Here is a 10,727-nt window from a genome sequence, read left to right as displayed (position 1 = left end):
GTCCCCGACACCTCCGCCCCTTCTCCCGCCGCGGCGCCCGCCCCCGCGGGCGACACGGTCGAGAAGCTGCGCGGCCCCGCGGCCCGCGTCGTGGTCAACATGGAGGAGTCCCTCGAGGTCCCCACCGCGACCAGCGTGCGCGCCGTGCCGGCGAAGCTGATGGTCGACAACCGCATCGTCATCAACAACCACCTCAAGCGCGCGCGCGGCGGCAAGGTCTCCTTCACCCACCTCATCGGCTACGCGCTCGTCGAGGCGCTGCAGCAGATGCCGTCGATGAACGCGGCCTACACGACCGAGGGCGGCAAGCCCGCGGTCCTGCACCCGGCGCACGTCAACCTGGGCATCGCGATCGACCTGCCCAAGCCCGACGGCAGCCGCCAGCTCATGGTGCCGTCGGTGAAGGAGGCCGAGACCAAGACCTTCGCGGAGTTCTGGGCGGCCTACGAGGACGTCGTGCGCCGTGCCCGCGGGGGCAAGCTCACGACGGCCGACTTCGCGGCGACGACCATCAGCCTCACCAACCCCGGCACCATCGGCACCGTGCACTCCGTGCCGCGCCTGGTGAAGGGGCAGGGCGCGATCATCGGCGTCGGCGCCATGGAGTACCCGGCCGAGTACCAGGGCTCCAGCGAGGACACGCTGAACCGCCTGGCCGTCAGCAAGGTCATCACGCTGACCTCGACGTACGACCACCGGATCATCCAGGGCGCGGGGTCGGGCGAGTTCCTCAAGCTCGTGCACGCCAAGCTGCTCGGCGAGGACGGGTTCTACGACCGCGTCTTCCAGTCGCTGCACATCCCCTACCAGCCGATCCGCTGGCTGCGCGACGTCTCGATCTCGCACGACGACCAGATCAACAAGACGGCGCGCGTCGTGGAGCTCATCCACGCCTACCGCGTGCGCGGCCACCTCATGGCCGACACGGACCCGCTGGAGTACCGGCAGCGGATGCACCCCGACCTCGAGATCGAGACCCACGGCCTGACGCTGTGGGACCTCGACCGCGAGTTCCCCACGGGCGGCTTCGGCGGCAAGGCGCACATGCGCCTGCGCGACGTGCTGGGCGTGCTGCGCGACTCCTACTGCCGCACCGTCGGCATCGAGTACATGCACATCCAGGAGCCGGACCAGCGCCGCTGGATCCAGGACCGGGTCGAGCGCCCCTACGCCAAGCCCAGCGCCCGCGAGCAGCTGCGCGTCCTGCGCCGCCTGAACGCGGCCGAGGCGTTCGAGACGTTCCTGCAGACGAAGTACGTGGGGCAGAAGCGGTTCAGCCTCGAGGGCGGCGAGAGCGTCATCCCGCTGCTGGACGCCCTGCTCTCGCGCGCCGCGACGGCCGGCCTGGACGAGGTCTGCATGGGCATGGCCCACCGCGGCCGCCTCAACGTCCTGACCAACATCGCCGGCAAGAGCTACAGCCAGGTGTTCCGCGAGTTCGAGGGCACCCAGGACCCGCGCACCGTGCAGGGCTCCGGCGACGTGAAGTACCACCTGGGCACCGAGGGGACGTTCACGGGCGAGGACGGCGAGCAGACCAAGGTCTACCTCGCGGCGAACCCGTCCCACCTCGAGGCCGTGAACCCCGTCCTGGAGGGTGTGGCGCGCGCCAAGCAGGACCGGATCAACCTGGCCGGCGCGTCGTTCCCCGTGCTCCCCGTGCTGCTGCACGGCGACGCGGCGTTCGCCGGGCAGGGCGTCGTGGCCGAGACGCTGAACCTGTCGCAGCTGCGCGGGTACCGCACCGGCGGCACGGTCCACGTCGTCATCAACAACCAGGTCGGGTTCACGACGGCCCCCGCCTCGTCGCGCTCGTCGGTCTACTGCACCGACGTCGGCCGCATGATCCAGGCGCCGATCTTCCACGTGAACGGCGACGACCCCGAGGCGTGCGTGCGGGTGGCGCAGCTCGCGTTCGAGTTCCGCCAGGCGTTCGACAAGGACGTCGTCATCGACATGGTCTGCTACCGCCGCCGCGGTCACAACGAGGGCGACGACCCGTCGATGACGCAGCCCCTCATGTACTCGCTCATCGAGAAGAAGCGCAGCGTCCGCAAGCAGTACACCGAGCAGCTCATCGGCCGCGGCGACATCTCCGTCGAGGACGCCGAGGACGCGCTGCGGGACTACTCGGCGCAGCTGGAGCGGGCCTTCGCGGAGACCAAGGACGACCACCAGGACGCCGAGGGCGCCGACGGCGACAGCCGCGGCGGCCTGGAGCGGCCGCGGGCGCAGGAGGCCGACGAGAACTCCACGGGCGAGGCGCCGCCGACCGCTGTCGACGCGTCCGTCCTCGCGCACGTCGGTGCGGTGCAGGCCAGCCCGCCGGCGGGCTTCACCGTCCACCCGAAGCTGCGCCAGCTGCTGGACAAGCGCAAGCAGATGTCCACCGAGGGCGGGATCGACTGGGGCTGGGGCGAGCTGCTGGCCTTCGGCTCCCTGCTCATGGAGGGCACGCCCGTCCGCCTGGCCGGCCAGGACAGCCGCCGCGGGACGTTCGTCTCGCGCCACGCGGTGCTGACCGACCGCGTCACGGGCGACGAGTGGACCCCGCTGATGTACCTGGGCGAGGGCCCCGACGGGCAGGCCCAGGCGCCGTTCTGGATCTACGACTCGCTGCTCAGCGAGTTCGCGGCCATGGGCTTCGAGTACGGCTACTCCGTCGAGCGGCCCGACGCCCTGGTCCTGTGGGAGGCGCAGTTCGGCGACTTCTTCAACGGCGCGCAGACCGTCATCGACGAGTTCATCTCCGCGGGCCAGCAGAAGTGGGGCCAGCGCTCCTCGGTCGTGCTGCTGCTGCCGCACGGCTACGAGGGCCAGGGCCCGGACCACTCCTCGGGGCGCATCGAGCGCTTCCTGCAGATGTGCGCCGAGGACAACATGACGGTGGCGGTGCCGTCGACGCCGGCGAGCTACTTCCACCTGCTCCGCCGCCAGGCCTACGCCCGTCCGCGCCGGCCGCTGGTCGTCTTCACGCCGAAGTCGATGCTGCGCCTGAAGGCCGCGCAGTCCGCCGTGGAGGACTTCACGACGGGCACGTTCCAGGAGGTCCTCGACGACACCGCGGGCCTGGACGCCGCCGCCGTCACGCGGGTCCTGCTGTGCAGCGGCAAGGTCTACTGGGACCTCGTCGCCGAGCGGACCAAGCGCGGGGACACCACGACGGCGGTCGTGCGCGTCGAGCAGCTCGCCCCGCTGCCCGTCGACCGCCTGCTGGAGGTGGCGCAGACGTACCCGGACGCCGAGGTGCGCTGGGTCCAGGAGGAGCCGACCAACCAGGGCGGGTGGCCGCACGTGGCCATGAACGTCTGGAAGCACCTCGGGACGCGCCTCGACGTGGTCGCCCGCCCGTCGTCGGCCTCGCCCGCCGCGGGCTCCGCCAAGCGGCACCAGGCCGAGCAGCGCCAGCTCGTCGAGCGGGCCTTCGACCGCTGACGCGGCGCCACCCCCGACCACGGCCCCGCCGCCCGGGGTGGGCGACGGGGCCGTCGTCCGACGGGCGCACGCGCGGCGGGCACTACCCTGGGGCCCGCCCCACCGACCGACCCCGACAGGAGCACCAGGCACGTGCGCGAGGACCAGCTGTGAACGGCCGCTACGACGTGCGCGTGTGCCTCGTCGGCGACGAGTTCGTCACCGGCGTGGGCGACCCGCGCGCTCTGGGCTGGGCCGGCCGCGTCTCGGCCCGCACGCCGCGCGAGGACCGCGACATCACGATGTTCCCCCTGGGCGTGCCCGGGGAGCCGACGTCGGAGCTGTCCGCGCGCTGGCGCGAGGAGACCGCCCGCCGCTTCGCGGGTGGGGACGAGCACCGTCTCGTCGTGGGGCTCGGCCACACCGACCTCGACGTGGGCACGACGCTGGCGCGCAGCCGCCTGAACCTCGCCAACATCCTCGACGAGTGCGAGGCCCGCGGGCTGCCGACGCTCGTCGTGGGCCCGACGCCCGTCTCCGACGCCGACCGCAACGAGCGCATCGGCGACCTGGCCGACGCCTTCGCCGACGTCTGCGCGCGCCGCCGGGTCTCCTACGTCGACACGTTCTCCCCGCTGGCCGCCCACGAGGACTGGTTCGCCGACCTCGCCGCGGGCGACGGCGTGCACCCCGGCCAGGCCGGCTACGGGCTGCTGGCGTGGCTCGTCCTGCACAGCGGCTGGTACGACTGGCTGGGCGTCCCGCAGCCCTGAGGCGGCGGCGCGTCAGAGGACGTGGCGCAGGAACCGCTCGGGCGCGTCCAGGAAGAACCGCCAGTTCCGCACGACGGCCAGCTCCTCCCACGCCACGGGCGTCATGCCGTGCTCGTCCAGCTGCAGGACGTTGGCGCCCGGCAGCGCCGTCAGCAGGGGTGAGTGGGTGGCGCACAGCACCTGCTTGCCGTCGGCGGCCATCCGCGCGAGCGACCCCGCCAGCAGCAGGCAGTTGTCGAAGGACAGCGCCGACTCGGGCTCGTCGAGCAGGACGACCCCGGCGTCGCGGAACCAGCGCTTCGTGCCGAGGACGCCCAGGAACGACTCGCCGTGGCTGCGCAGGTGGTGCGGCGGCCGGTGGTCGCGGACGTCGGCGTACGTCTCGTCCAGGTAGGAGTAGAAGCGGTGCATCGTCTCGGCCCGCAGGAAGAACGCGCCGCGACGGCCCCCACCCGAGCGGACCACCCGCAGACGCCCGGCCAGGTCGCTGGTGTCCTCGTGGTCGCCGCGGTCGACGCCCGCGAGGTGGGCGGAGGACCCGCCCTCCCGGTGAGCACCGACGGCCTCGGCGACGGCCTCCACGACCGTCGACTTCCCCGCCCCGTTCTCGCCCACGAGGAAGGTCACCCCGGCGGGCAGGTCGAGGCCCCGGGTCAGGAGCTGGGTGACGGCGGGGACCGAGTCCGGCCACGCGGTGACGTCGACTGCGGCGTCCGGGTGACGTTCCACCCGGCGCACGGGGCGGGGGGCGCGGGCCATGTGGTTGAGTCTCGCAAGTGGCTGCCCCTGACCTCCTGCTCGGTCCGCTCCTGCGCTACGTCGACGAGTCCCGCGCCACCGTGTGGGTCGAGACGAGCGCGGCGTGCGAGGTCTCCGTCGTCGTCGACCTCCCCGGTGAGCGCAGCGCGACCCACCGCGCCGAGACGCTGGGCCTGCACGGCCACCACTACGCCCTGCTCGTCGTGGAGGGCCTGCCCGCCGGTCGGCGCCTGCCCTACCGCATCGAGGCCGGGGGCCGGCAGCTGTGGCCCCCGCTCGAGGAGTCGTGGACGTGGCCGGCCAGCGAGATCCGGACCCCCGACCTCGGCACGCCCCTGCGGCTGTCGTTCGGCTCCTGCCGGCGCGCGGGCGACGACGACGCCGCGTCCGTGCAGCTCGTCGGGGTGGACGCGCTGAGCACGCTCGCCCGGCGGATGGTCGAGCGGCACGACGACGAGCAGAGCTGGCCGGACCTGCTGCTCTTCGCGGGCGACCAGGTCTACGCCGACGACCCGACCCCCGCGATCGTGGACCGCCTGCGCGAGCGGCACGAGGGCCGCGCCGACGGCGACGCCGCCGTCCGCGACGAGATCGGGGACTTCGAGGAGTACACCTGGCTGTACCGCGAGACGTGGGGCCCCGACGCCGTCCGCTGGCTGCTCTCGACGGTGCCGACGTGCATGCTGCTGGACGACCACGACCTGCGCGACGACTGGAACACCTCGCAGTCCTGGCGCGAGGAGATGGCCCGCCAGCCCTGGTGGCGCGAGCGCGTGACGGGCGCCTTCGCCAGCTACTGGGTCTACCAGCACCTGGGCAACCTCTCCCCCGACCAGCTCGCCGACGACCAGCTGCTGGGCGAGCTGCGGGCCGCGCCCGACCAGGAGACCCGCGACCGCCTGATCGACGACTTCGCGCGCGCGGCCGACGACGACCCCTCGACCGCGCGGTGGAGCTTCTCGCGCGACGTCGGCACGACGCGCCTGCTCGCGATCGACTCCCGCTGCGCGCGGCGCCTGGACCCCGCGGACCGGCACATGACCGACGCCGCCGAGTGGCACTGGGTGCACTCCAAGGCCACGAGCGCCGACCGCGCCGAACCCGCCCAGCACCTGCTGCTGGCCACGACCCTGCCCGCCTTCCTGCTGCACGGCATCCACCACGCCGAGGGCTTCGACGAGGCCGTCGCCGAGGGCGCCTGGGGCGCGTGGGCGAAGGGGCCGGCCGAGAAGCTGCGGCAGGCCGCGGACCTGGAGCACTGGGCCGCGTTCCGCCGCTCCTTCGACGACCTCGTGGCCCTGCTGCGCGAGGTGGCCGGCGGCCCCGACCGCCCCGCGAGCGTGCTGCTGCTGTCGGGTGACGTGCACTGCAGCTACACGGCGCGCGTGCGGCTGCCGGGCATCGACGTCGACCGCACCGCCGTGCACCAGCTGGTCATGTCGCCCTTCCGCAACCCGCTGAACCGGCGGATGCAGATCGCCAACAAGATGCTGGACTCCCGCCCCGTGCGCGCGCTCACGCGGTTGCTGGCGATGGCCGCGGGCGTCCGGGAACCGCTCGTGGACTGGGACGTCGAACAGGGTCCGTGGTTCGAGAACGGGGTCATGACCGTCGTGCTCGGCACCGACGGCGCGGCGTCCGTCGAGGTCGACCACGCGGTGCTGCAGGACGGTCACCAGGTGCTGTCCCGGACGGCCGACGTGCGCCTGCGCCCGCCCCAGCGGCAGCGGGCCCGTGTGACGTCTGCGTAACGAGGCGCGGCCCGCTGCGCAGGTTGCACGACCGGGGGCTCCCGCGTGGTCCAGACTGTGCAGGTTCTCACCCGCACCTGGAGGTCGCCGTGCCCGTCCGCCCCACCCCGCGCCGTTCCTTCCTGCTCGGCGTCGGCACCGTCGCCGCGGGGGCCCTCGCCCTCGCGGGCTGCGGCTCCGACTCGCTGTCGACCGGATCGGGCTCGTCGTCGAGCTCGTCGTCGGCCGCCGCCCCGGGCAGCGGCGACCCCGCGCTCCTGGCGATGCTGCCGGAGTCGGTGCAGACCTCGAAGGTCCTGCGGGTCGGCACCAACGCCGAGTACGCGCCCAACGAGTTCCTGCAGGGCGACCAGGTCGTCGGCATGGACATCGACGTGATGAACGCCGTCGCGGCGGAGCTCGGCGTGAAGGCCGAGTACTCGAACGCCTCCTTCGACTCCCTCATCACGGGGGTCACCGGGAACCGCTACGACGTGGCGATCTCGTCGTTCACCATCAACGCCGACCGGCTGCAGCAGGTCAACATGGTCCAGTACTACAGCGCGGGCACCCAGTGGGTCGTCAAGAAGGGCAACCCCGAGCAGATCGACCCCGACAGCGCGTGCGGCCGCACCGTCTCGGTGCAGAGCGGCACGACCCAGTCCGACGACGACCTGCCCGCGCGGCAGAAGGCCTGCACCGACGCGGGCCAGCCCGAGATCACGGTGCTGCCGTTCGGTTCGCAGCAGGACGCCACGAACGCGCTGCAGCAGGGCCGCGTCCAGGCGATGCTGGCCGACTCGCCGATCTCCGCCTACGCCGTGAAGCAGACGGGTGACCAGCTCGAGCTCGCGGGCGACGTCTACGACGCCGCGCCGTACGGCATCGTCGTGCCGAAGGAGCAGACGCAGACCGCCGAGGCGATCTCGAAGGCGCTGGCCGCCATCGCGGCGGACGGCGCGTACGCGCAGGCGCTGGGCACCTGGGGCGGCGAGACCGGCGCGGTCACCGAGTTCCCGGTCAACCCGGCGTCGTGAGCACGCCTGGCGAGCCGGCGGCGCGGCCGGGTCGCATCGACGCCGTGGAGGTCCGCCACCCGTGGCGGTGGGTCTCGGTCGCGGTCATCGCCGTCCTCGTGCTCATGCTCGCCCACCTCCTCGCCACGAACCCCGCGTTCGACTGGGGCTTCACCCTCGAGGCGATGAACCAGAGCGTGGTCATCCGCGGGTTCCTCATCGGCACCCTGCTGACGACGGTCCTGGCCATGGTCCTGGGGATCCTCGGCGGCGTGCTCCTCGCGGTCCTGCGGCTGTCGGAGAACCCCGTCCTGTCCGGGGTCAGCTGGGTGTTCACGTGGTTCTTCCGCGGGGTCCCGCGCTACGTCCTGCTGGGCTTCACGGGCAGCCTCGGGGCGCTGTTCGGCACCGGGCTGTCGATCGGCGTGCCGTTCGACTTCCTGTTCTCGCAGTGGTTCGGCACGCCCGAGCTGCGCGCGTTCACCATCGGCCAGCAGAGCCTCTACGACCTCCTGGGTTCCACGATCGTCGGCGGCATCGTGGGGCTCGGCCTCTCCGAGGCCGCGTACATGGCCGAGATCGCCCGCGCGGGGATCCTCAGCGTCGACCGCGGCCAGCACGAGGCCGCGGAGGCGCTGGGCATGTCGAAGGGGCTGGCGATGCGGCGCGTCGTGCTGCCGCAGGCCATGCGCGTCATCGTGCCGCCCACCGGCAACGAGGTGATCGCCATGCTCAAGGACACGTCGCTGCTCGTGGCGATCCCCGTGACCGTCGAGCTGTTCTACCAGCTGGGCCAGATCGGCCAGCAGACCTACCAGGTGGTGGCGACGAACATGGCGGCGATCCTCTACTACCTCATCGCCACCTCCGTCCTCATGGTCGGCCAGTTCTTCCTGGAGCGGCGCTTCGGCCGCGGCTTCGGCACGGCGTCCGCCGCCCGGCCGGCCGCCGCGGGCGTCAGCCTCGGGGCGGGAGGCGCGAAGTGAGCGAGCCCCTGGTCCGCGCGGTCAACGTCACGAAGTCCTTCGGTCACGTCGAGGTCCTCAAGGGCATCGACCTCGAGGTCGCCGCGGGCGAGGTCGTCTGCCTGCTCGGCCCGTCGGGGTCCGGCAAGACCACCTTCCTGCGCTGCATCAACCACCTCGAGCGCATCGACGGCGGTCGGATCTGGGTCGACGGCGACCTCGTCGGGCTGGCCGAGCGCGGCGGGCGCCTGCACCGGCTGAAGGACGCGCAGATCGCCGCGCAGCGGCGCGACATCGGCATGGTGTTCCAGCGGTTCAACCTGTTCCCGCACATGACGGCCCTGGAGAACGTCGTCGAGGCGCCCGTGCGGGTGCGCGGCGAGCGGCGCGCCGCGGCGGAGCAGCGCGCCACCGCGCTGCTGGAGCGCGTCGGCCTCGGCGACCGGCTGCGCAACTACCCCTCGCAGCTCTCGGGTGGGCAGCAGCAGCGCGTGGCCATCGCGCGCGCGCTCGCGATGCAGCCCAAGCTCATGCTCTTCGACGAGCCGACGTCGGCGCTGGACCCGGAACTCGTCGGCGAGGTCCTCGCCGTCATGCGGGAGCTGGCGGCCGACGGCACGACGATGGTCGTGGTCACGCACGAGGTCGCGTTCGCCCGCGAGGTCGCCGACCAGGTCGTCTTCATGGACGCGGGCGTCGTCGTCGAGCGCGGCCGCCCCGAGGAGGTCCTGGGCAACCCCCGGCACGAGCGCACGCGCACCTTCCTGGCGCGGATGCGCACGGGTGCGGAGCAGGCCCCGCCCGGCTGACGGAGGGCTACGGCCGAGCCGCCCCCGTCGCGACGGTGGCGGCGTCGAGGACGTCCCCGGGCTGCAGCCGGCCGCCCGCGACGACCACGGCGTAGCACCCCATGACGTCGGAGCCGTAGGTGCGCACGAGCATCTGCGGCACCGGCAGGTCCCGCCGCCCCGTGCCGGGTTCGACCTCCGTGGCGGCGCAGCGCGCGGTGGGCTGCACGCCGCGGAACCGCACGGCGCCCACCGAGAACTCGCGCCCGACGAGGTCGGCCTCGGCGAACGCGTCCAGGCCCTCCAGGTGCACGTTCGCGCGAAACCGCAGCGGGTCGAGGGTCGTGGCGGTGCGCGCGGCCAGGTCGCGGACCGAGGCCAGGTTCAGGAACGACACCGCGTTCATCAGCGCGTCGGAGTCGACCGCGACGTCGGTGAAGCGCCGCCCGGGTTCCACGGCGTGCACGGGTTCGACGCCGGGCGGCAGGTCCAGCACCCGCGCGAAGAACGCCAGCGTCGCGGCCACGCCGTCGTCGGAGCCCAGGTCGGCGTCCAGCACCAGGTGGTCGCGGACGCGGACCGTGAACCGGCCCGTGGTCGGCTCCAGGTGGGTGTCCAGGCCCGCGAGCCGCTCCTCGGCGACGAGGACGTAGAACTCCCGCTTGGACACGGGTTCGCGCCGGCCCGGCCGGTAGGCGCCGCCCGGCCGGGCCAGCGCGACGACGCGGTCGTGCGGGAACCCCTCCCCCGCACGCAGCGGCACGGCGTCGAGGCGCTGCGGGCTCAGCCCCTTGACGGGGTAGACGTGCAGGCTCTCGACGTGGGCGCTCACCCCGGCAGGCTAGGCCGTGACCGGGCCGGCGGGCGCGGACCCGAAGCCGGGTGCGGCCGTCACCAGCCGGGCAGGAACAGGCAGAACGGGTGCCCGGCCGGGTCGAGGTAGACGCGCACGCCCTCCTGCGGCTGGGACGAGGCGCGCACGGCGCCCCCGGCCTCGGCGTGCGCGCCGGCGTCGTCGAGGTCGTCGACCTCGACCTCGAGGTGCAGCTGCATCTGCTGCTCCCCCTCGCGGGCCGGCCACACGGGCCGCACGTGGTGCGGCTCCGCCTGGAACGACAGCCCGCGCTCGGCCCCCGGCGGCGCGAGGCGCACCCAGTCGGGGGAGCTCTCGCGCACCTCCCAGCCCAGCAGGTGGGCGTAGAAGGCGGCGAGCGCCCGCGGGTCGGGGCAGTCCAGGGTGGTGGCCACGAGGGCCGTGCGCGGTCGGTCCACCTCCGGGAGG

At 73.3% G+C, this 10,727-nt stretch carries 9 protein-coding genes; 6 read left to right on the top strand and 3 right to left on the bottom strand.

Going from position 1 to position 10,727, the window contains the following annotated elements; all coding sequences use genetic code 11:
- Positions 1-3,435 (top strand): multifunctional oxoglutarate decarboxylase/oxoglutarate dehydrogenase thiamine pyrophosphate-binding subunit/dihydrolipoyllysine-residue succinyltransferase subunit (locus GTR02_RS05510; protein WP_166606472.1); only part of this gene is annotated, 3,435 nt, incomplete at its 5' end.
- Between the two features lie 149 nt (positions 3,436-3,584).
- Positions 3,585-4,187, top strand: a complete 603-nt coding sequence (locus GTR02_RS05505) for a GDSL-type esterase/lipase family protein (protein WP_166606471.1) — start codon at positions 3,585-3,587, stop codon at positions 4,185-4,187.
- A gap of 12 nt (positions 4,188-4,199) precedes the next feature.
- On the opposite strand, the gene GTR02_RS05500 is transcribed toward GTR02_RS05505, so the two are convergent.
- The gene (locus GTR02_RS05500) at positions 4,200-4,946 is read right to left on the bottom strand and encodes an AAA family ATPase (protein ID WP_166606470.1); all 747 of its coding nucleotides are present in this window, start codon (positions 4,944-4,946) and stop codon (positions 4,200-4,202) included.
- A gap of 17 nt (positions 4,947-4,963) precedes the next feature.
- Here GTR02_RS05500 and GTR02_RS05495 point away from each other — a divergent pair, with 17 nt between their 5' ends.
- From GTR02_RS05495 to GTR02_RS05480, 4 genes are all read left to right on the top strand, one after another.
- The gene (locus tag GTR02_RS05495; protein ID WP_166606469.1) at positions 4,964-6,697 is read left to right on the top strand and encodes a DUF7800 domain-containing protein; all 1,734 of its coding nucleotides are present in this window, start codon (positions 4,964-4,966) and stop codon (positions 6,695-6,697) included.
- Between the two features lie 89 nt (positions 6,698-6,786).
- On the top strand, positions 6,787-7,713 hold the full coding sequence (locus tag GTR02_RS05490) for an ABC transporter substrate-binding protein (RefSeq protein WP_338073605.1): 927 nt from the start codon (positions 6,787-6,789) through the stop codon (positions 7,711-7,713).
- Positions 7,710-8,678, top strand: coding sequence for an ABC transporter permease subunit (locus GTR02_RS05485; RefSeq protein ID WP_166606467.1), 969 nt, complete (start codon positions 7,710-7,712; stop codon positions 8,676-8,678). Before GTR02_RS05490 ends, GTR02_RS05485 begins: the two co-directional genes overlap by 4 nt.
- Positions 8,675-9,466: an amino acid ABC transporter ATP-binding protein gene (locus tag GTR02_RS05480; RefSeq protein ID WP_338073604.1), complete on the top strand. Its 792-nt coding sequence runs from the start codon at positions 8,675-8,677 to the stop codon at positions 9,464-9,466. Before GTR02_RS05485 ends, GTR02_RS05480 begins: the two co-directional genes overlap by 4 nt.
- Positions 9,467-9,473: 7 nt before the next feature.
- On the opposite strand, the gene GTR02_RS24195 is transcribed toward GTR02_RS05480, so the two are convergent.
- Complete coding sequence (locus GTR02_RS24195) at positions 9,474-10,277, bottom strand: MOSC domain-containing protein (protein ID WP_166606466.1); 804 nt, start codon at positions 10,275-10,277, stop codon at positions 9,474-9,476.
- 59 nt (positions 10,278-10,336) lie between these two features.
- Positions 10,337-10,717: a VOC family protein gene (locus GTR02_RS22780; protein WP_338073603.1), complete on the bottom strand. Its 381-nt coding sequence runs from the start codon at positions 10,715-10,717 to the stop codon at positions 10,337-10,339.
- Positions 10,718-10,727 lie beyond the last annotated feature (10 nt).

The sequence above is a fragment of the Kineococcus siccus genome (genome assembly GCF_009906795.1).
Taxonomy (GTDB): Bacteria; Actinomycetota; Actinomycetes; order Actinomycetales; family Kineococcaceae; genus Kineococcus; species Kineococcus siccus.
Note: the sequence above shows the minus strand (reverse complement) of the source record. Positions and strands in the feature narration are given on the sequence as shown.